The sequence below is a fragment of the Sulfitobacter mediterraneus genome (genome assembly GCF_003054325.1).
GTDB classification, from domain to species: domain Bacteria; phylum Pseudomonadota; class Alphaproteobacteria; order Rhodobacterales; family Rhodobacteraceae; genus Sulfitobacter; species Sulfitobacter mediterraneus.
The window spans coordinates 176590-195890 of sequence record NZ_QBKU01000009.1 but is presented as its reverse complement, the minus strand read 5'-3'; the positions used below and the strand labels follow the sequence as shown (position 1 = coordinate 195890).

Below are 19301 nucleotides of genomic sequence, written 5' to 3'. Positions count from 1 at the left end.
CCCCGTTGGAGCGTCTCTGCTCGTCCGGTAAGGGGGGTTCTAGAGTTATGGACCGATGCCCGCAACCCCTTTTTTCGGGAAATATGCATTTTTTGCTGATATTCATGAAAAGTAAACAAATACAGCGTGTTAGCGGAATTGATCGCTGCATATTTCCGCTGAACCTATTGGATTGAGCGCTTTACCCTAGGGGAGCAAACGGCTGGAAAGCGGTCCTATCGGGGTTATCCACAGGCTTAAGCCCTGTCTGGGGGGAGACTCACGTTCAAATCACCCAGACTCACCTCATCGGGCATCCCGATTCCGCCCAGACGGCCCCGATTTGATTCCCCCAGTCTGCGAATCCTGCAAAACCCCTGCCCCATCGGTCGGTTTTATGAGTCGGTTGTATATAGAGAGAGAAGCTGCGCGGGATTGGGACAGGTGAAAGCCAGATGTGTGTGGTTTCACCCGGTCAGCAGCCCGGAACGCGTATTGGCCTATATAGTATAAGAGAGGGCCCGCCGCGCTGATGGGCTGATGATTCAGTTAGACCGAACACCGACCCGCATCATTGCGGCCTGGGTTCTGTCACCTTCGATGCTCAGAAGGGGCCCCACGGGAAACGCGCTCATGCCGATCCGTTTCATCCAGCGCTGGAACACGGCAGGCACAATCCCGATGATATGGGAAATTCCAAGCTCCTGCGCAGAGAGCGCCATCTGCTGCATCAGGATCGTCTGGATCTTGAGCCGCCGGTCCGAGCTGACGTTGTGCGAGACAAACAGACGGGTGGCCTCCCAGATGTGATCCTTGACCGGCGCTTCCATAAACAGAAGGTCCGCGGGAATGTCGGGCAACATGCCCAACTGGGCGTCGCGGATCATATAGGTATAGGCACCGCAGCGGGCCGTGGTTGGCGTCAGCCGGATCCCCGCAAGGATCTCACCATATTCATGCAAAACCACACAGCGGCTCAGCGGTGTATCGTATTGGTCAAATTCCATCCCGTCGACTTCGGGCAGTTTCCAGCCCCGGCCCACGATAAACGTCTCATGGCGGGCGCGCAGATAGCTGGTGAACAATTCGCCGTGCAGATGCAGGTTATGGATCGAAATTGTACTGGCCCGGACATGGCCATCCACGATGACAGGCCCCTCACCCAGCCTTGAGCCACGCGCAGGTTCGGCCAATTGTGCCGAGAACGTGCCCTTCGCTATGGGCAATTCCGGCCGCGCAAGATCAGGAAAGACCCTTTGAGCCTTAGAATATTGAGTTATCCGCTTCTCCGCAGTCACGCCAACTGTTGCCTCATCTTCGCCTAATCACCCTATAGTTGAGTGACATGACCCCATTCACGCCACAATTGCACCTTACTTTGGTGTTTGTCTAGTTGCTAAGTGGTATGTGCAGAACCATTTTTGTGTCTGCATGCTATGAAACAACAGAATGGCTCACAGCAATGTACGAGACCGGGCAAATAACAGACCCACAGCAACAGGACGGCGTCGCAGAGATGTTGACCTATCAGCTGAAAGATTATGCCAAGGCTGGATTGAGCCTGTTTTGGCAGCGTCAGGCCATTTTTGGCTCTGCGCTTTTGCTTGAGGCTTACTATTACTCCCCTTTGATGGCGGCCTTTACGCTGTGTCTCGTGATCGCATCCGAGATTTTCGATTTCATGTGCTTTCGCCGGATCATGCTGCTCAATGACTATTCCAGTGACCGCGAGGCCTTCACCTGCCTGATGTTGGTTCAGGTCGGAACAGTGGTCAGTGCGGGCATCATCGCGTTCTTTGCCTTGTCCATTTCGCTGGCGCAGGGGCCGACCACCCACTTTATGCCACTGTTCTTCTTGTTTGCGGCGGCACTGTTTGCGGCGATGAACAACCACCAGATCCTGTCACTGATCGTGATGCGGCTGTTGATCTATGGTGTGACCTTTCTGTTCATCCCGATCTGGGACATCTGGCAGACCAGTGCCCCGCTGAATTCCGAGCTTTGGGCGCAGTTCTTTACCAGTATCTTTGTGGTCTATTTCATCATTGATTGCTCGCGCATCTACATGAAGTTCTATGAGCGCAACCGCCAGCAGTTGCAGAAACTGCAGATCGAACATGAAACAACCAAGAACGCCCTGCGCTCCAAGTCAGAGTTTTTGGCCACCATCAGCCACGAACTGCGCACCCCTCTGACCTCGGTCAAAGGCTCGCTTGATCTGGCTTGCGCCGGTGCGCTTGGCCCGATGCCCGACAAATTGCAAAACGCCTTGGGCATCGCCCAGCGGAACGCCTCACGGCTGCATGCCTTGATTGCCGAATTGCTGGACCTGCAACAGATTGAATCGGGCAAGATGTCGTTCACCTTTGAAACCGTCAAAGCCGATACGGTGATCCGGCGCTGCGTGTCTTCGCTGGAGCCCTATGCAGACGGGCTGAATGTGCGTTACGTGCTGGGCGATATGCCGGACGATGTTTATGTCCACGCGGATGAAGCGCGGCTGGAACAGGTTGTGACCAATATCATGTCCAACGCGGCAAAGTTCTCCTTTGAGGGGGGCGAGGTCGATATCTCAATGGTCGCCACCGATGACAAATTGCGCATTCTGGTCCGCGATCGGGGCATTGGCCTTGAAATCGGCGACAAGGAAAAGGTGTTTGACCGCTTCAGCCAGCTTGATTCCTCCGATCAACGCCGCGCGGGCGGCACCGGGTTGGGCATGAACATTTCTAAAAAGATTGTCGAAGCGCATGGCGGCTCGATCGACTATGTTCCGAACCCGGACAAGGGCACGACGTTCTTTATCGAATTTGACCGCGCCGCGATGCCAGCCGAGATCTACACCGCCGAGGCAAGCTAGAGGAACAGGGTCAACCTGCGGCCAGAATGGCTTTGGCCGCAGTGACGTTGATCTCACCTTGCTGCACCAACATCTTGGCAACCTTATCGATATCTCCGCCTGTGGCGCCGGCTGTGATCGCGATGTTTCGGGCATGTAGGGCCATATGGCCTTTTTGAATGCCTTCGGTCGCCAAAGCCTTGAGCGCAGCCATGTTCTGGGCCAAGCCAACCGCCGCGCAAATCTCGCCCAATTCCTGTGCCGACGATACATTCATCAAGCGCAGCGCCGCCTGCGCCGCCGGATGGGTGCGGGTTGCGCCGCCAACGATGCCAACGGCCATCGGCATTTCAAGTGTTCCGACCAATGTTTCGTCCTCTCCCAACTCCCATGTCGTCAACGCACGGTATTGGCCGGACTGCGCAGCAAAGGCATGTGCGCCTGCTTCGACAGCCCGCCAATCATTGCCGGTTGCCAGAACCACAGGATCAATGCCGTTCATGATCCCTTTGTTATGGGTTGCCGCGCGGAAGGGGTCGATCAGTGCCAGCGTGCAGGCCTCCACGATACCCTGCGCCACATCGCGCCCGTTCAGCGTCTTAGTGTCCAAGGCCGCAAAGGGCAATTTCACCCGCGCGGTGACCAGCCGTTTGTCGGCAAGATTGGACAAGATCCGCAACCGCACCTTGCCGCCTGTGATCTCTTCGATACTTGGGGCGAGGGTTTCCGCCATGGAATTGACTGCATTGGCCCCCATCGCATCGCGCACATCGACCAGCAGGTGCAGCACCGCCATCGGACCAATGGGCGAGGTTTCGAAAACATGCACCTCAATGCCCCGGCAGCCGCCGCCCAGTTCCACCAGCACCGGATCACAGGCATTTGCCTGCGCCACCAATTCCGCCTCTTGGCCCAGCAATTGCGCACGGGCCTCTTCTACACCTGCCAAACCGAGGATCTGGATCTGCGCCCGCATGATCGGCGCGGTGCTGCGAACGATAAATCCGCCATGACCTCGGGCGATCTTGGCCATATGGGAGGCCGCAGCCACGACCGACGGCTCTTCCACCGCCATTGGCACCAGCACCTCGCGGCCATTCACGATGAAATTCGTGGCCACCCCCATGGGCAGCTCAAACGTTCCGATAACGTTTTCGATCATCCCGTCCGCCGTGCCGGGATCAAGCGCCCCTGCCCCGGCCAATGCCTTGATATCCGCAGCATCCAATTCGGCCGCCGCTGCAACGCGGGCCAAACGGCCTTGCGGTGAGAGGTTGCGCAACCCTTCAACGCGCGAGGTCGTTGAGGTGTTTTGGGGGCGATCGTCGGAGGGCATAATAGTATCTCTGAAATGTGGAAACGGCCTTAGCCATCATCCGCCGTTTCCAACCCGATGCAACCGCTACCTGAGCTAGCCTGCGCCCAGATCCAAACCATCAAGCCTGTGCATTTCACGCTCAATCTTGGCAGAGAGCGACAGCAGGCCGATCACTTCTTGTTCGGGTATCAGCGTGGCAAAAGAATAGGCGACATCTTCGACCAATTTCGACGCCAACATCAGCCCTTCTGTAGACAGCAGCGGATGAAACTTCGTTTCGGGATCGCCGTTGTTGTCCGCGGTCGCCTGACGCTGCGCCTCAAGCGCGTGGCTGTAGAGGGAAATGCGTTGTGATTTGAATGCAATCAGATCTACGACCGAAGGCACCTCATCCGCCGGATCGTCCGGCTTGCGGGTCACCATCACATTTTCCTTTCCGATATTCAGTACTCACTGTCTATGGAGTTAAGAAACTTTTCGCAAGGAAAAGAATGTATTACGGCAAAAACATGAAACAATTGCCTCAAAAATATGACACTCGCAATTTGTTCAATCCATGGTAGATTCAAGAGGCCATCAGAACCTGCAAGCAGAAGCTGAGCAAGTCCAGTCTGATACGCACCATACGGGATGCAAAGGATCGTTGTGACCAGAAAACGCGCTCGGATCAGGGACGTTATCAGGCTGACAGGGTTGTCCCGTGCAACCATTGATCGGGTTCTCAATGCAAGGCCCGGTGTCAAATCCAGCACCAAATCCAAGGTTGAGGCCGCGCTCAGGGAATTGGGCTATGCGCCGGATGTTTTGTCCTCGCGCGTGGCGGCGCAACCGATGGCGGTAGAGGTCTTTGTCCCGGTTGGCCCGAACCCGTTTTTCAAAGTGCTGCGCGACGGGCTTGAGGCGGCGATCGACGAATTCAAATACACCAACATGACCATCCGTTTTCGCGAGTTTAGCCCCTATGACCCCGATACATTGTCGGGGCAGCTGCGGCGGGTGAAATCGGATATCGCTGCCGTGATCGCCGTTGGCATGGAAGACCCGAAGGTCGAAACCGCCTTTGGGGCGTTGCAGCGGCGCGGGATCAAAGTGTTGACCTTTGTGTCTGACACCCCCCGCGCCCAACGCACCGCATATATCGGTCAGGACAATCTTGCGGCGGGGCGCACTGCGGCGCAGTTGATGCTGGGTGCGCTTGGCGACCGAACAGGCACGTTTGCGATCATGCTGAGCAATTTTCAGTTCCGGCATTTTCTGGATCGGCAAGCCGGGTTTGGACAAATCTGCACTGCGCTGCGCCCGGATCTGACTTTGATCACCGCGCCGCCCTTTGGCCAAGACCCATCGCGGTCTGAGGCGATCCTGAACGATCTCGCGCAGGCGCATCCTGATTTGGCAGGCATCTACATCGTCGGCGGCAGCCAGCCCGGCGGTTTGACCGCATTTGCACAATCGTTTGATCCCGCCCCGGTGATCATTGGTCATGAAGTGACCCCGTTCAGCCGCGATGCCCTGCACAGCGGATTGTTCCGGTTTGTGATCTCCCATGACACTGTCGATATGGGCCGCATCGCGATCCGCGCCGTGTTGGCCGATGAATTGCCTGCCATCCTTCCCAGCGCCATCAACATTCACGTGGCAGAGAACCTGCCGTGAAAAAGGGGCATCCGCGCAGGTGACCAACCTGTGCGACATGCCCCCTTTTCGGATCGCGCCCACCTTCAAAAGACGCGGCCCGGTGTCATGCTTTGACACGTTCCATTTTCGGATCATAAAGCGGCGCGAGGCTGACTTCGGCTTTGACACGTTCCGTGGCGACCTCCAGCTCGTAGTCTCCGGCCATCACATCTTCGGCGGTCAAACCGCCATCCATGCGCACATACCCCATGCCGATGGATTTGTTCACATGATGCCCAAACCCGCCGGAGCTAAGATACCCAACCCGCACCCCGTCGCGGTAGATCGTCTCGCGGCCCGACAGGATGACATCCGGATCGGTGGTGAACGTCGCCAGGATCTTGTGCAACTGCCCGGCCCGCTGCGCCTCAACCGCGGCGCGGCCTTTGAAATCGATGTTCTGTTTCATCTTCACCGCCCAGCCAAGGCCCGCCTCGTCCGGCGTATGATCGGGGCCAATATCAGAGGGCCATGCGCGATAGCCTTTCTCAAGACGCAAGGTTTCAATCGCACGATAGCCCGCATCAACCAGCCCGTGTTCCGCGCCCGCTTTGTGCAATGCCTCGTAAACCGTGGTGGCATATTCAACAGGCAGGTGCAGCTCCCAACCCAGCTCGCCGACATAGGTCACGCGCAGGGCATTCACCGGACAACCCGCGATGCCGATGGTCTTGGCTGTGCCAAATCGGAAGGCATCATTGCTGACATCATCACGGGTGACGGCGGCCAGAATGTCCCGTGCCTTTGGTCCCATCAGGGACAGCACCGCGTTGGAAGAGGTGATATCAAACAGCTGTGCATTCATGCCCGCAGGAATGTTACGCGAGATCCAGTCAAAATCATGGGTGGCATAGCCGGTGCCAGTGACGATGTAGTATTCATCCTGCGCCATGCGCACCACGGTCAGGTCGCATTCGATCCCGCCGCGATCGTTCAGCATCTGCGTATAGATCAGTGATCCAACCGGCCGCGCCACATTGTTGGCCGCGATCCATCCCAGCGCCGCCTCCGCATCCGGGCCTTTGAGGGTGAATTTAGCAAAAGACGTCTGATCAAACAGCACCGCCGCGTCGCGTGCTGCTTTGTGTTCGCGCCCAACTGCGTCGTGCCAATTGGGCCGCTGGAAACTGTAGATGTCTTTCTGCGCCTCGCCCGCTGCGGTATCGGCAAACCAATTGGGGCGTTCCCAGCCCAGCTTTTCCCCAAACACCGCGCCCTTGGCCTTGAGGTGTTCATAAAGCGGGGATTTGCGGCACGGGCGTCCGCTGTCGTGTTCCTCGGAGGGCCAGGCCATCGTGTAGTGCTTGCCATAAGCCTCAACCGTCCGGGTGCGGATCCAATCGTCGTCAAAATGCGGGCGGCCAAAGCGGCGGATGTCCACGGGCCACAGGTCATAAGGCGGCTCGCCCTTGGCAACCCATTCCGCCAGCGCCATACCCGCGCCGCCGCCAGCCGCGATGCCATAAGCGTTAAACCCTGCACCGACAAAGAAGTTCTTCAGCTCCGGCGCTTCGCCCAGAATGAAATTGCCATCGGGGGTAAAGCTTTCGGGCCCATTCACCAATTGCTTGACCCCTGCGGTCTGCAAGGCGGGCACCCGGCCCAATGACAGTTCGATCATCTGCTCAAAATGGTCAAAATCACTGTCGAGCAGGGTGTAATAGAAATCCTTTGGAATGCCGTCCACGGCCCATGGTTTCGGGTTCGGCTCATAGCCGCCCATGACCAATCCGCCAACGTCTTCCTTGTAGTAGGTCAAGCGGTCCGGATCACGCAGGGTTGGCAGATCGGGCGTCACCCCCTCGATCCGCTCCGTGACCATGTACTGATGTTCCATCGGGACAAGCGGCACATTGACCCCTACCGATTTGGCAAAGGTGCGGGTCCATTGTCCGGCGCAGGCAACCACGATGGGCGTGTCGATCCGGCCTTTGTCGGTCTCGACGCCTTTGATCACGCCGCCTTCGACATCGACCGACAAAACCTTGGTGTCTTCAAAGATCCGCGCACCCGCCATCCGGGCACCTTTGGCCAAGGCTTGGGTGATGTCAGATGGGTTGGCCCGCCCGTCCGTGGGCAAATAGGCCGCGCCGATCACGTCATCGACCTGCATCAGCGGCCACAGATCCTGCGCCTCTTTCGCGGTCAGCAGCTGCATATCCAGCCCAAAGGAGTGCGCAGTAGTGGCTTGGCGTTTGACCTCGGTCCAGCGTTCCTCGTTACAAGCCAGCCGCAAACCGCCGTTCATCTTCCAACCGGTGCCAAGGCCGGTTTCGGCCTCAAGAGTTTTGTACAGATCCACCGAATAGCCCAGCAACTGGGTGATATTTGCGCTGGACCGCAGCTGCCCAACAAGGCCAGCGGCATGAAACGTGGTGCCAGAGGTCAGCTTTTTACGCTCAAGCAGGACCACCTCCCAGCCAAGCTTGGCCAGATGATAGGCCGTGGAACAGCCGACAATGCCGCCGCCAACGATGACGGCCTGCGCCGTTTTGGGAAAGTCACTCATGATTGGCCTCTTGCAGGGAATTGGGTGGCGTAGGCCTGTCGGTAATTGGACAGGTTTTCTTTGGAATAGCTGGCATAGTCGAAATCCAGCGCTGAGGTGATTTCGGACACCATGCTCCACATGGTTTCGCGCAGCAGGGAGGCGCATTTCATCGCGCCGTAGCGGTGCATCAGATCGGCGTCCGGGTCCGCGTCAAAATAGCTGCGCAGCATCAGCGCCTCTGCCTCTGGCTCTAGTCCTGCATTGGTGGCCAGTCCGCCCAGATCAAACAGCGGGGTGTTGAACCCGCCATATTCCCAGTCAATCAGCCAAAGCCGGTCCGCACCGCGCAGAATATTGGCGGGCAATAGATCGTTGTGACCCAGCACGAGGTCGATCTTGCCGACTGCCGCCTGCAATTGATCCGCCTGTGACATCAACTCAGGCAACAGGGGACAATGGGACGATCCATTGGCCTCCAAAAACGCGGCATAGCTGCGCAAGATGTGAAACACATGAAAGGATAGGACCGGCCCGGTCACTTGCGCCTCAACATCGTTGTGCATGGCGCGGATCATTTTGGTGACCTCGACCAACAGCGCCGGATCGTGCAGGTCTTCTGCTGACATTGGGGCTGCATCGACAAAATCCAGCACCATCACCCCTTGTTCAAAGTGGTGCACTGCCGGTGACACCCCGGCCTGCGCGGCGGCCCGGGCAATCGACAATTCGTTCCAACGCATGACCCCATGTTCCAGAATGTCATCGCCCAGCCGGACCACAAATTTGCGCCCCTGATCCTCAACCGTGAGATTTACGTTGGTGATGCCGCCGCCCAGTGTTTCGATGTTCTGCGGATCAGCAAAGCAAGGCAATGCGCCTACGCGGGCCAAAAGTTCGGCAGATACGGTCATTCCAGTCCCAACCTTTCACGTGATTGACGGGCCAGCGCGTTGACCACCCGGTCGGCTATGATCGCAAGGAAGGCCACGCCAAGCCCGGCGACAATGCCCTTGCCGACATTGGCCTTGGTCAGCGCGATATAGACCTCTTGGCCCAGATCACGGGTGCCGACGAGCGCGGTAATCACCAGCATCGACAGGGCCAGCATGATCGTCTGGTTCAGACCCAGCAAAAGCGAAGGCGCGGCCAGCGGCAGTTTGATCCGGCGCAGCAGTTGCCAATTGGTACAGCCTGCAACCTTGCCCACCTCGATCAGTTCGGGATCAATGCTTCGGATGCCATGGGCGGCGTAGCGCACGGCGGGAGCCAGCGCATAAAGAACGATGGCGATCAGCGCCGAAAAGTCGCCCACGCGGAACAGCATGATCACCGGGATCAGATAGACAAAACTAGGCAGCGTTTGCAGCGTGTCGATGATCGCACCAATGACCGAATTGGCCCGCGCATTCTGGCCCGCCCAGATGCCCAAGGGTATGCCGATCACACTGGCCAGCAAGACGGCAACGGAGGTCAGGTAGATGGTGATCATCGCCTTGTTCCACAGCCCTGTCGCCGCGATAAATGTCATCATTGCCGCCGCAAGGAGGCCAAGTCGCCAACCGCCCGCGCGGCCCGCGGCAAGGCCGGTCACCACGATGCCAACGGGCCATGGAATGCCGCCAAAGAACTGTTTCACTGGCAACAAAAGCCAGGTCAGCAAGAAGGTTTTCACCGCGTCGATGGCATCAAAGAAATTGATGTTGATCCAGGCGATTGTGCTTTCCCAGATCGTGCCCGTCGTCAGTGCCTGTTCGATGGGGTAGACCCGAAAGAACGGGATGAACAGGCTCGCCAGCGTGGCACAAACCACCACAACAATCGTCGCAGTCACCCAAGGGTAGCGCTTCGGCAACGGCAGGCTCTTGTCCGGCTGCGGGCGCAACTGGCGTTCGGCGAACGCCTGGCTCAACCGGTCCAGCGCGATGGCCATAACCACAATGGCAAATCCGGCCTCAACCCCGCCGCCAATGTCCAACCGGCGCAAAGAGGTCAGCACGTCATAGCCCAGCCCCCCTGCCCCGATCATCGAGGCAATGATCACCATGTTCAGGGTCAACATGATCACCTGATTGACCCCGACCATGATCGACGGCAACGCGGCAGGCACCATGACTTTCCACATCAGTTGGCGGCGTTTGCAGCCCATCATTTTGCCCGCTTCGATCAATTGCTCGGGCACCGATTGCAAGGCCACCGTTGTGTTGCGGACCATTGGCGGCATGGCATAGATCACAGTCGCAATTAGCGCGGCCACCGGGCCAAAGCCGAACAAAACAAGGATCGGCACCAGATAGGCAAAGACCGGCACGGTTTGCATCAGGTCCAGAACCGGCCGCATCAGCCGTTCCACCCGCACAGACCGATAGGCGGCGATGCCCAGCAGCAGGCCGCCGATGGCCCCGATGGGCACCGCGATGAGGACCGAGGCCAGCGTGACCATTGCACTGGCCCATTGGCCAAAGATCGCGAGATAGGCAAAACAAGTGCCGACCAACGCGGCCAGCTTCCAACCGCGCGCGTATTTGGCCAAGGCCACAAAAACAAAGATGATCGCGATCCAGCTCAGGGCCGGCACAATCTCGACCGCCTGCTGGCCTTGCCCTTGGGCAAATCCATCCAGCAGCAGCGACCGCACCAGATCATAGGGCGCCTCAATCAGGCTGGCGATGAAACGCGTGATATCGCGAAAGGTGAACCAGCCAAAGCTGAGATCCTCAACCAGCCATTTGGTGAAATCCGACAGCCAGTCATCCACTGGAATTTGGTAGGCTTTGGGAAACCGCACGATCCAGCGGGCATCCAGCGCCTTATAAAGCGCAAAAGACCAGGTCGAAGCCGCCCATGTGATCGCCAGAAGGATCAGCCAGAACAAGCGTCCGCCGGTCAGCCACCGCGCCTTGCCGCCCTTGGGTGGGGGATGATCTACCACTTGATCCGTCATTTGGTGCTGCGCCCGATCATCACCGAAATTGCGGTTTGGGCATCCACTGCGCCGATCACTTCGCCGTCCGCCTCAACCACTTTGAACGGGTGCGCGGCGGCGTCTATTTGCTCCATCGCTTCGGCCACGGTCATGCGAGCGGGGAGATCGCCGGCATAGGTGGCATCGGGATCAACCGGCACCGCGATGGAGCGTAACTTGACCACCTTGGAACGATTCACATGGCGCGTGAACTCCGCCACATAGGGCGTTGCAGGGTTGGTCATCAATTCCTCGGGGGTGGCGGTCTGTTCGATCCGCCCGTCCTTCATCACTGCAATCCGGTCGGCAAGGCGGATCGCCTCGTCAAAGTCATGGGTGATAAAGACGATGGTTTTCTTGAGCATGGATTGCAGGCGCAAAAACTCGTCCTGCATCTCGCGGCGGATCAAGGGATCGAGGGCCGAAAAGGGTTCATCTAGAAACCAAAGATCGGGTTCAGTGACAAGCGAGCGGGCAATCCCGACACGCTGCTGTTGGCCGCCGGAAAGCTGGCGCGGGTAATAATCCTCGCGGCCCTTCAGACCCACGGTTTCGATCATCTCATGTGCACGCGCCTCGCGGGTGGTGCGGTCAACCCCTTGAACATCAAGCGGAAATGCAACATTTTGCAACACGGTCAAATGCGGCAATAGGGCAAAATGCTGAAACACCATGCCCATTTTCTTGCGGCGTATCTCGATCAAGTCCGTCTCGGAAATGGTCAGCAAATCCTGACCTTCGAAATTGATCGCCCCGGCAGAGGGTTCAACCAGCCGCGACAGACAGCGCACCAGCGTCGATTTACCAGAGCCAGACAGCCCCATGATCACAAAAATCTCACCGTCTTGGATCTGTACATCGGCGCCACGTACCGCGCCGATCATCTTGGCCTTGGCCAGATCGGCGTCACTTGGCGCCCCGTTGTGAGCGGTCAGAAAGGCATCGGCCTGCGGGCCATACAGCTTCCAGACGTTAGAGCAATCCAGCATAACGTTACGCGACATCCGGCGTGATCCTGTGACATGAGAAAGGGACGTGTGGTCCGGGGCGATGTGACACCGCCCCGGAAGATTTCAGGCGGGTTTAGTTGATCCAACCCTGCCATGTGCTTTCGTTGCTGGCCATCCATTCGGCCACAACTGCATCCACGGTTTTGCCGTCAAGATCGACCGCGCCGACCATGGCCCCCATTTCATCACTGGTGATGTGGAAGTCGTTGATCGCCCCGGATGCGCCGGGCCATTTGTCGGCCACGCCGGACCATGCCACCTTGAAGATCTCGCCGCGCGGCTTGCCGCAGTCATAGGCCGCGTCGGGGTTGATCCCCACAGAAGCATCCGCATAGCATTCTGCCGAATAGGCCGGAAACTCTACAAAGCTGCCCTTGTATTTTGATGGCGCCCAATGTGGCGAATAGATCCACAGAACAATCGGATCCTGACGCTGATAGGCCGCTTCAAGCTCGGCAAAAAGGGCGGCATCGGTGCCTGCGTGGACCACTTCAAAATCCATCTCAAGCGCTTCAATACGTTCCTCGTCAAAGCCGCCCCATGTGACAGGGCCGCCCAGATACCGGCCCATCGGCGCGGTTTCGGCGGTGGCAAATTCGCTGGCGCAGGCGTTCAACGCCTCCCAATCGGGCAATCCAGGGCAGCGTTCTTCCATATAGGCCGGATACCACCATTCCTCGATGGCCTTCATGCCGGTCGGGCCTGCGCTGACCACGTTGCCGGTGCCAATCGCTTCGTCCATGGCCTCTTTGCCGGTGGTTTCCCAGATTTCCATAGCCACGTGCAGATCGCCGGTTTTCAATCCGGCAAATTGCGCGATGTAATCGGCCTGCACGTATTCAACATTATAGCCCGCCTTCTTCAGCACCTCGCCCATCAGGGTCGTGGTGATGATCTGACCTGTCCAGTCATGGGTGGTCAGTTTGATCGGGTCAGAAGATTCAACGTCCGCAAATGCGCCCGCGGTCGATAGCGCGAGAGCAAGTCCCGCAGCCGTCAGTTTAGATGTAGTCATCGTCAGCCTCCTTGCTGGTCTGCGCCCGGTGCGGCGTTTTTGTCTCTGCATCACGAGCTCCTTTTAATCTCCCCGAAAAAACACATAAAGCAACAACAAATGTGGTTATCTGGCAAATAATGTTGGTTTTTGAGGTTTTTTGTTGTTTCACTTGCCATGACATGGCGTGATATGCCTAAATGAAAGTCACCCTTCCCCTTTGTAGAAGTGCCCTGTCATGGACCCGCTCGCCAATCACCGCCAACAGGAAATCATGGACGCCCTGCGCCGTGCAGGCGGATCATTGCGGGTCGGTGCCATCGCGTCCGAGTTGAATGTCACAAGCGAAACCGTGCGCCGCAATCTGCGGTCTCTGGTCGAGGGCGGATTGGTCGAAAAGATGCATGGCGGCGTCCGGCTCAGCAGTGCGGATCAGGATCAGGAACAAGAAGAAGGCACGTTCAAACAACGCTTTAGCGAGAACATCGACGCCAAAAAGGCGATTGCGCGTTCGGTGTGCAAGCTGATCCCTGACGGGGCGTCTTTGTTTCTGGATATCGGCAGCACCACGGCCCATATCGCCGATGCGCTGCGCGAACGGCATCGCCTGACGGTTGTGACCAATTCGATCCATGTGGCGTCCAAGCTGGCGATGCGAAATGACAATTGCGTCTATATGGCGGGCGGGCGGTTGCGCAGCCATGATGGCGGCGCCTTTGGTCATGCCGCGATGGATTTTGCGGCAAACTTCAACACCGACTTTGCCGTGATGTCCTCTGCCGGGATCACCGCCGGACAGGGATTTGCGCTGTTTGATCTCGAAGAGGCGCAGTTTTCGCGGCTGATTCTACAGCGGGCCGGCACCCGGATTATGGCAGCGGATTCCAGCAAGTTTGGCCGCGAGGCGCCGATCCTGATCGGTGATCCCACGCTGGTCGATATCCTCGCCACGGACCAGCGCCCGCCGGAGGATCTGAGCACAGCCTGCGCCGGATGGGGTATCTCCATCCATACGCCGCAAACATAAGGACATCCCGATGATCAAGTCAGAAGCAATGCGCATCGCGCATGAGGCCAGCGCCGTGGCGATGCAGTATTTCCGCGCCCCTTTGGACATCATCGAAAAGGCCGACGACAGCCCGGTCACGGTGGCCGACCGCGAGACCGAAAGCTATATCCGAGCAGAACTGGCCAAGGTGTTTCCCGATCATGCGATCTTTGGCGAGGAACACGGGATCTCCGGATCATTGGATGGCCCCTCTTGGATCATCGACCCCATTGATGGCACGCGGTCTTTCATCACCGGATCACCGCTTTTTGGCATGTTGATCGGCCATCTGGACGGCGGCGTGCCGCAGTTGGGGCTGGTGCAGATGCCCGCGCTTGGGGAAACCTTCGTCGGCCAGCGCGGCGGCAGCGCCGAATGCAATGGAGCGCCCATTCATTGCCGGCCCACCACCCGGCTTGATCAAGCGATGGTCTATATCAACGAAGCAGAGCAGATCTTTTCGCACAATCCCGCCCTCTTTGGGCGGCTTTGCCGGATCGGCCACACCCGCCGGATGGCCTATGATTGTTATCCGCACGCTATGGTCGCGGCCGGGCGCATAGACGCGGTGGTGGATTTTGGGCTGGAGCCTTATGACTACCTGCCTCTGGTCAGCCTGATTGAAGCGGCGGGCGGCGTGATGACCGATTGGGAAGGCGCGGCCCTGACACTGCATTCCGATGGGCGGGTGGTAACTGCCGCAACGCCGGATTTGCATCAAGCGTTGCTGGCACAAATCACCGGCTGATCAGCGCGCCGCGACCGCCGCCACATGCGCCTCAAAATCAGCGCTGTCCATCAACGCGCGGCAGCGGGCGAACCGTCCGGTGGCATAGGCCCAGAAGTCTTCTGCCTCATTGCCATCAGCATGCTGGATCAAGCCCCAAAGGGTCCACAGCAGATCACACATTGCCTTGTAGATCACAACACGGCCCATTTCCTCGGCGGTGGGGGCGCGGCCAAAGTAGCCTTGCAACAGCTCTGCCTCCTGATCTGCATCCATCTCGGCCTCTACGGACAGATCCCCGACATCCCACAGTGGATCATTCATGCCCGAGTATTCCCAATCGACGATCCACATCTTTGACCCGTCATCCAGAAAGTTTTCGGACAAGGGATCACAATGACAGGGGGCCAGCGGCGCAGGATTGGCCGCAAGTGCCGCCTTGACCGGTTCGGCGGCTTTGACCACATCGTGATAACCATCGGGCAGGTCCACGTCCTTGGTCGACAGGATCTTGAGATAATCATCAATCATCGCAAACAGCTCAAACCGGAACTCAAAGACTTCACCGGAATTGTGAAGTTGTGCCAGCGCCTTTCCGGCCCGGCCCGCCGCCCCGGTGATGGTTTTGAAGTTTGCAGGCGTCATCGTGGTGATGCCCGGCACGGCGGTTGAAATCATCACGCCGGTCTGGGCCTCGGCCCACAGAACCTCTGGCGAAACGCCCGCCGCATGGGCGGCGTTGGCATTGGTGATCTCGACCGCGCGGTCGATATATTCCTCGGTGCCGTCACCGGGGATGCGCACGATCACGCTGCCAGCCGCACAATCGACGCGGTGTACCAGATTGGTCAGCCCGCCAAGCCGCGTGATGGTGCAGTTTTCTTCGGTCAGTTCAGCAAACTCCGGCAGCGTCTTCAGCTGCTCTAACACCCGCGTTGCATGTTCTGTCATATACACACCTCCCCTCAAGATTTCAGTCGTGTGTTTTCAGGATCGTATAGCGGCCCGTCGATCTTGGCGATGGGATGGCGTTTGCCAAACACCTCAACCTCAAAATCGGCTTCTTCCCATAGAGACTTATCCAGATAACCAAAAAGGATGGTTTTCCCGACGCTATGCCCAAACCCCGCCGCCGTAGCGAGCGAGACCGTTTGCCCGTTATGGATGATCGTCTCTCCCCCATAAAGCGGCAGCTTGGCCTCCGTCACAAAGGTACACAACCGGCGCTTTGGCCCGTCCTGCTTTTGCTGCGCCAGAACCTCGCGGCCAATAAAATCACCGCCGGATTTAAGATGCACACGGAACCCAAGGCCCGCTTCGATGGGCGTGTAATCAGGGGAAATGTCGCCCGACCAATAGAGATTGCCCTTTTCCAACCGCAGGCTGTCGATGGCACGGTAGCCGACATTGCAGATGCCATGCCCCTGCCCCGCCTGCCACAGTTGATCATAGACATGTGCGCCAAATTCGGTTGGCACATGCAATTCCCAGCCCAATTCGCCAACAAATCCAATGCGCACCGCCCGCACTGGGGCCGCGCCCAGTGTGATGTCTTGCGCCGTGCCAAAGGGGAAAGCCGCGTTTGAAAGATCTTCTTCGCAGATCGATTGCAACACCTCCCGCGATTTGGGGCCGCAAATGTTGATCACCGCGCGGGCCGAAGTCACTTCAATCAGATGGCAACTACCGTCCTTGGGCATATGGCGGCGGATCCAATCGGCATCATGCACGCCAAAGCCCGATCCTGTGACGATATAGAAATGATCTGCGCCCAACCGTGTGATGGTCAGATCCGCCTCGATCCCGCCCGTCTCGTTGCACAGCTGCGCATAGATGACGCTGCCCACGGGTTTGTCCATGTTGCAGGCGGCAAGGTGTTGCAGCGTGTCCAGGGCGGCAGGGCCAAACATCTCAAACTTGGCAAAGCTGGATTGATCAATCAGCGCCACAGCCTCGCGCACTGCCTTGTGTTCCTGTTCGGAAAACTGCTGCCAACCGGGGTTCAGAAAATCGAGTTGATCGATGGGGTCCACCCCGTCCGGCGCAAACCACAAAGGGCGTTCCCATCCATTTTTCGATCCATACACCGCACCTTTGTCTTTCAGCGTTTGATAAAGGGGCGACAGGCGCAATTGCCGGGCGGATTCGTGTTCCTGACCGGGATAGCGCATTTTGTAATGATGCGCGTAATGTTCCACCGCGCGGGGGTACATAAAGGAGCGGCTGCCGTGGTGCGGGCCAAAGCGGCGCACATCCAGCGGCCAGAGGTCAAGCGATGGCCGCCCCTCAATGATCCACTCTGCAATCATCTCGCCCGCGCCGCCCCCCGCCGCGATGCCATAAAGGAACCCTGTCGCCATCATCAGATTGTCAAAACCCGGCGCCCAGCCCATGACAAAATCGCCATCCGCCGAATAGGGGATCGGCCCGTTGATCACTTGCCGGATGCCCACCTCGTTCAACACCGGCGTGACCTCGGCGGCCAGTTCAGCCAGCGGGCCAAACCGGTCAAGGTTATCCGGCAGCAATTGGCGGACAAATTCACCTGGAATACCGTTGTCCCCGAAGGGCAAAGTGCCCTCCTCATAGCCGCCAATCACCAACCGCCCGCCCGCATCCGGTTTGTAGTAAACCAGCCGTTCAGGATCACGCAGGGTTGGCAGACCCTTGACCAACTCCGGTTGCGGCAAGGGTTCGGTGACGATGTATTGATGTTCGACCGCGCAGGCCGGCACCTTGATGCCGAGTTTTGCACCCAATTCGCGGCTCCACATACCGGCGGCCATGATCACCGTTTCGGCGGTGTAATTGCCGTGATCGGTGATGACTTCGGTGATCTTGCCCTCGGTCACTGTGAAATCCTCGACCTTTTCGCCTTGCCGGATATCCACGCCCATCTTGCGGGCGGCGGCTGCGATGGTCTGGCACAGGCTGGCCGGGTCCACATGGCCATCAGACGGGATATAAGCCGCGCCCTCCAACCCGCTTGCGTCAATATATGGGAACAGATCCTTGGCCTCCCCGGCGGTGATCATCGACATCTCAAGGTCAAAGCTGCGGGCCATGGTGGTCAGGCGCTGCGCCTCAAGCAAGCGTTCCTTGGTCGCCGCCAGCCGCAGCGAACCGACCTTTTTCCAGTCAAACGCCATGCCGGTTTCCGCCTCAAGCGCATCATACATCGCGACCGAGCGTTTGAGCATCCGTGTGGTATTGCGTGAGGACCGCAATTGTCCGACCAACCCTGCCGCATGCCAAGTCGCCCCTTCGGTTAAGGCCGCCTTTTCCAGCAGGACGATATCGGTCTCGCCGTTCTTGGCCAGATGATAGGCGGTTGAACATCCGATGATGCCACCGCCGATGATGAGATGTTTTACGTGATGCTGTGTCATTGTGAGTCCGCCTGCTGAGTCCCTCTCAGCATGACGTTAAATCAACACAAATCAACATTTTTTGTTGCTTTTCCGTGAGGCGAATTTGCAATAGACAGAAAACATGGGGAAATATGATCAACAAATAGCCAACATCGTCGCTTTGCGCGGGACAGTCTCAGTCACTGATCTGGCGCGGATGCTGGATGTGACGGACCAGACTGTGCGCCGGATCATCAAACCGCTGGTCGATCAGGGTCATATCGAGAAACTGCATGGTGCCATCCGCGCTGTGGGCAACCCATTGACCGCGCCCTTTGCCGCCCGAATGGAACAGAACCGCACCGCCAAGGCCAAGATCGCAGACCACATTGCCAACATGATCCCCGATGGCGCGTCTGTTGCGATCGACACCGGATCTACCGCGGCCTTTGTGGCCCAAGCCCTGCAAAAGCGTCAGGATCTCACGGTGGTGACCAACTCTGCCTATATCGCCAGCACTTTGGCCCTGATCCACGGCAACCGGGTGTTCATGGCGGGCACGCAATTGCGCGACTATGACGGTGCCTCGTTCGACCGGACCGCCTTTGAGGTGATTGAGCGGATGCAGGTCGATTATGCCATCCTGACCGCTGCACAGGTTGATCCCATGCAGGGCATTCGCGTGGCCGAGCAATGCGAATATGACATCTCGGTCGCGATGTCCGCCATCGCCCGGCAAACGATCTATGCCATCGACAGCAGCAAGTTCTTGGCCGCAACGGCTTTGGTCGGGCTGGTATTGCCCCCTGCGGGTGGCACGCCGTTGATCGTAACCGAAGCCGCGCCACAGGAAACCGGCGCGGCGGCCAAGCAGGGTTTCACGCTGCAACTGGCCGAGTAGGCAGA

The 19301-nt window shown here is 58.2% G+C and carries 15 protein-coding genes; 5 read left to right on the top strand and 10 right to left on the bottom strand.

Going from position 1 to position 19301, the window contains the following annotated elements; translation table 11 throughout:
• Window positions 1–524: 524 nt before the first annotated feature.
• The gene (locus C8N31_RS15260; protein ID WP_025046499.1) at window positions 525–1172 is read right to left on the bottom strand and encodes an acyl-homoserine-lactone synthase; all 648 of its coding nucleotides are present in this window, start codon (window positions 1170–1172) and stop codon (window positions 525–527) included.
• A gap of 269 nt (window positions 1173–1441) precedes the next feature.
• Between C8N31_RS15260 and C8N31_RS15255 the strand changes: the two genes are divergently transcribed.
• Window positions 1442–2839, top strand: a complete 1398-nt coding sequence (locus tag C8N31_RS15255; protein ID WP_051544551.1) for a sensor histidine kinase — start codon at window positions 1442–1444, stop codon at window positions 2837–2839.
• A gap of 10 nt (window positions 2840–2849) precedes the next feature.
• Here C8N31_RS15255 and C8N31_RS15250 read toward each other — a convergent pair whose 3' ends face one another.
• Both C8N31_RS15250 and C8N31_RS15245 read right to left on the bottom strand, forming a co-directional pair.
• Entirely contained in the window at window positions 2850–4154 is a 1305-nt protein-coding gene (locus C8N31_RS15250) for a hydroxymethylglutaryl-CoA reductase, degradative (protein WP_025046501.1), read from the bottom strand.
• Between the two features lie 75 nt (window positions 4155–4229).
• Complete coding sequence (locus tag C8N31_RS15245; protein WP_025046502.1) at window positions 4230–4559, bottom strand: hypothetical protein; 330 nt, start codon at window positions 4557–4559, stop codon at window positions 4230–4232.
• Between the two features lie 207 nt (window positions 4560–4766).
• Between C8N31_RS15245 and C8N31_RS15240 the strand changes: the two genes are divergently transcribed.
• Window positions 4767–5792 carry a LacI family DNA-binding transcriptional regulator gene (locus C8N31_RS15240; RefSeq protein WP_025046503.1) on the top strand — a complete coding sequence of 342 codons (1026 nt, stop codon included), beginning with the start codon at window positions 4767–4769 and terminating at the stop codon, window positions 5790–5792.
• Window positions 5793–5877: 85 nt separating this feature from the next.
• On the opposite strand, the gene C8N31_RS15235 is transcribed toward C8N31_RS15240, so the two are convergent.
• The 5 genes from C8N31_RS15235 to C8N31_RS15215 all read right to left on the bottom strand — a co-directional run bounded on the left by C8N31_RS15235 (window position 5878) and on the right by C8N31_RS15215 (window position 13291).
• Window positions 5878–8322, bottom strand: a complete 2445-nt coding sequence (locus C8N31_RS15235; RefSeq protein ID WP_025046504.1) for a GcvT family protein — start codon at window positions 8320–8322, stop codon at window positions 5878–5880.
• Window positions 8319–9215, bottom strand: coding sequence for a phosphotransferase (locus C8N31_RS15230; protein WP_025046505.1), 897 nt, complete (start codon window positions 9213–9215; stop codon window positions 8319–8321). The genes C8N31_RS15235 and C8N31_RS15230 overlap by 4 nt, the downstream gene beginning before the upstream one ends.
• Window positions 9212–11245 (bottom strand): ABC transporter permease, encoded by a 2034-nt coding sequence (locus tag C8N31_RS15225; RefSeq protein ID WP_025046506.1) that lies wholly within the window; start codon window positions 11243–11245, stop codon window positions 9212–9214. The genes C8N31_RS15230 and C8N31_RS15225 overlap by 4 nt, the downstream gene beginning before the upstream one ends.
• The gene (locus tag C8N31_RS15220) at window positions 11242–12270 is read right to left on the bottom strand and encodes a quaternary amine ABC transporter ATP-binding protein (RefSeq protein WP_025046507.1); all 1029 of its coding nucleotides are present in this window, start codon (window positions 12268–12270) and stop codon (window positions 11242–11244) included. The genes C8N31_RS15225 and C8N31_RS15220 overlap by 4 nt, the downstream gene beginning before the upstream one ends.
• 79 nt (window positions 12271–12349) lie before the next feature.
• Window positions 12350–13291, bottom strand: a complete 942-nt coding sequence (locus tag C8N31_RS15215) for an ABC transporter substrate-binding protein (protein WP_025046508.1) — start codon at window positions 13289–13291, stop codon at window positions 12350–12352.
• 217 nt (window positions 13292–13508) lie between these two features.
• Between C8N31_RS15215 and C8N31_RS15210 the strand changes: the two genes are divergently transcribed.
• Window positions 13509–14297: a DeoR/GlpR family DNA-binding transcription regulator gene (locus C8N31_RS15210; protein WP_025046509.1), complete on the top strand. Its 789-nt coding sequence runs from the start codon at window positions 13509–13511 to the stop codon at window positions 14295–14297.
• A gap of 10 nt (window positions 14298–14307) precedes the next feature.
• Window positions 14308–15066 (top strand): inositol monophosphatase family protein, encoded by a 759-nt coding sequence (locus tag C8N31_RS15205; RefSeq protein ID WP_025046510.1) that lies wholly within the window; start codon window positions 14308–14310, stop codon window positions 15064–15066.
• Here C8N31_RS15205 and C8N31_RS15200 read toward each other — a convergent pair whose 3' ends face one another.
• Entirely contained in the window at window positions 15067–15996 is a 930-nt protein-coding gene (locus tag C8N31_RS15200; RefSeq protein ID WP_025046511.1) for a choline/ethanolamine kinase family protein, read from the bottom strand. It lies immediately after the preceding gene.
• A 14-nt stretch (window positions 15997–16010) separates the two neighbouring features.
• Complete coding sequence (locus C8N31_RS15195; RefSeq protein WP_025046512.1) at window positions 16011–18434, bottom strand: GcvT family protein; 2424 nt, start codon at window positions 18432–18434, stop codon at window positions 16011–16013.
• A 103-nt stretch (window positions 18435–18537) separates the two neighbouring features.
• On the opposite strand from C8N31_RS15195, the gene C8N31_RS15190 reads away from it, so the two are divergent.
• Window positions 18538–19296: a DeoR/GlpR family DNA-binding transcription regulator gene (locus C8N31_RS15190; RefSeq protein ID WP_025046513.1), complete on the top strand. Its 759-nt coding sequence runs from the start codon at window positions 18538–18540 to the stop codon at window positions 19294–19296.
• The last annotated feature ends 5 nt before the right edge of the window (window positions 19297–19301 follow it).

Excerpts from the sequence above, each read along its gene's own strand:
- C8N31_RS15230 (WP_025046505.1), bottom strand. The coding sequence starts at position 9,215 with ATGACCGTATCTGCCGAACTTTTGGCCCGCGTAGGCGCATTGCCTTGC.
- C8N31_RS15225 (WP_025046506.1), bottom strand. The coding sequence starts at position 11,245 with ATGACGGATCAAGTGGTAGATCATCCCCCACCCAAGGGCGGCAAGGCG.
- C8N31_RS15200 (WP_025046511.1), bottom strand. The coding sequence starts at position 15,996 with ATGACAGAACATGCAACGCGGGTGTTAGAGCAGCTGAAGACGCTGCCG.
- C8N31_RS15255 (WP_051544551.1), top strand. The coding sequence starts at position 1,442 with ATGTACGAGACCGGGCAAATAACAGACCCACAGCAACAGGACGGCGTC.
- C8N31_RS15190 (WP_025046513.1), top strand. The coding sequence starts at position 18,538 with ATGGGGAAATATGATCAACAAATAGCCAACATCGTCGCTTTGCGCGGG.
- C8N31_RS15210 (WP_025046509.1), top strand. The coding sequence starts at position 13,509 with ATGGACCCGCTCGCCAATCACCGCCAACAGGAAATCATGGACGCCCTG.
- C8N31_RS15220 (WP_025046507.1), bottom strand. The coding sequence starts at position 12,270 with ATGTCGCGTAACGTTATGCTGGATTGCTCTAACGTCTGGAAGCTGTAT.
- C8N31_RS15235 (WP_025046504.1), bottom strand. The coding sequence starts at position 8,322 with ATGAGTGACTTTCCCAAAACGGCGCAGGCCGTCATCGTTGGCGGCGGC.
- C8N31_RS15205 (WP_025046510.1), top strand. The coding sequence starts at position 14,308 with ATGATCAAGTCAGAAGCAATGCGCATCGCGCATGAGGCCAGCGCCGTG.
- C8N31_RS15250 (WP_025046501.1), bottom strand. The coding sequence starts at position 4,154 with ATGCCCTCCGACGATCGCCCCCAAAACACCTCAACGACCTCGCGCGTT.
- C8N31_RS15195 (WP_025046512.1), bottom strand. The coding sequence starts at position 18,434 with ATGACACAGCATCACGTAAAACATCTCATCATCGGCGGTGGCATCATC.
- C8N31_RS15215 (WP_025046508.1), bottom strand. The coding sequence starts at position 13,291 with ATGACTACATCTAAACTGACGGCTGCGGGACTTGCTCTCGCGCTATCG.
- C8N31_RS15240 (WP_025046503.1), top strand. The coding sequence starts at position 4,767 with ATGCAAAGGATCGTTGTGACCAGAAAACGCGCTCGGATCAGGGACGTT.
- C8N31_RS15245 (WP_025046502.1), bottom strand. The coding sequence starts at position 4,559 with ATGGTGACCCGCAAGCCGGACGATCCGGCGGATGAGGTGCCTTCGGTC.